Annotated in this window: 1 protein-coding gene and 1 pseudogene; both read right to left on the bottom strand. The window is 46.5% G+C overall.

Annotated elements, in window-relative coordinates; genetic code table 11:
* Positions 1 to 582, bottom strand: a 582-nt coding sequence (locus AC2VE5_RS28610; protein WP_486890891.1) for a helix-turn-helix domain-containing protein, incomplete at its 3' end; no start/stop codon positions are given.
* Positions 583 to 707: 125 nt separating this feature from the next.
* Positions 708 to 1,003: pseudogene (locus tag AC2VE5_RS28605) on the bottom strand (IS6 family transposase); the annotation flags it as partial.
* Positions 1,004 to 1,058 lie beyond the last annotated feature (55 nt).

The raw sequence follows: 1,058 nt of genomic DNA, 5'->3' as shown, positions 1-1,058 counted from the left end.
AATCGGTTTGACCCCACAAGCAGTAATTAATCGTCCAATGATGGTATGCAGTCCTGCATCGGCTCTCATCCTGGGCAAAGTAGCGGATAGGGCGTTCAACTTGCCGTCCTTGGCGGTCATACTGGCGCAGCAAGTTGAGGTCGCCTTTGAGGTTTGCGCTAAAGCCTTTCGCTGTTCACTATCCTGCTGACAATTTTGAGGACGAGCAACTTTAAGTTTTGCTTTGAGTCGGTAGCGGGTCATCTGATAGACCGCATGATACTCTGCCTCTATCCCCAACGTCTCTGCCAACCACTGCTGCACTTTTCCATAACTGCTGAATCCATGATTTGGCTCTTGCAACCGCTTTGCCAAAGCGTCTTCTGCCCATTGCGGAATTACCCGTACTCCCCCAGGGGATTTCTTGAACTTCAACATCACGTCTACCCCACCCTCTCGGTACTTCGATAACCAGGTTTGCACGGTGTTTCGATGTTTTCCAACAGCCTTGGCAATGGCACTAATGCTGGGTGCTGTGTCCTGTCTCAGCCAGTAAAGCACTTGCAATCGTTCTTTGGCGCTTGGCGTTTCGGCTTGACGCAACTGTTCCGTTCAATCATCCAAACTTTCTTTCACTTCAATTGAGGTGATACCAACCATTACTAAGCCTGCTAAACGACTTTTCTCACTCTAACCCCTTTTGTCCTGTACTTAATTTAAATTGGTATTAGGAGAAAGTCTAGGGTGTTCCCCTGTGAATCAACAGCACAGTACAAATACTTCTGCTTGCCTTTGACCAAGATATAGGTTTCATCTACCCGCCACGAGTCATTGGTCAGACGCAAGTGTGGTCTAAACCGCTTATCTATTTCTGGACTATATTCTTGGATCCAACGGAACACGGTGGTGTGATGGATATCTAATCCCCGCTCGTTTACCATCTCTGCTACTTGTTGGCAACGGAAAGCGAATAACTGAGATACCAGCGTACACACTTAGTACAGGACAAAAAGCTGGAAAATATTGCAAGAAAAAGGTTTCATGAAATATAGCTATATTTCATGAAGATCGGAAGAGCA

This window comes from Aliterella sp. E5.1 (genome assembly GCF_057473825.1).
Note: the sequence above shows the minus strand (reverse complement) of the source record. Positions and strands in the feature narration are given on the sequence as shown.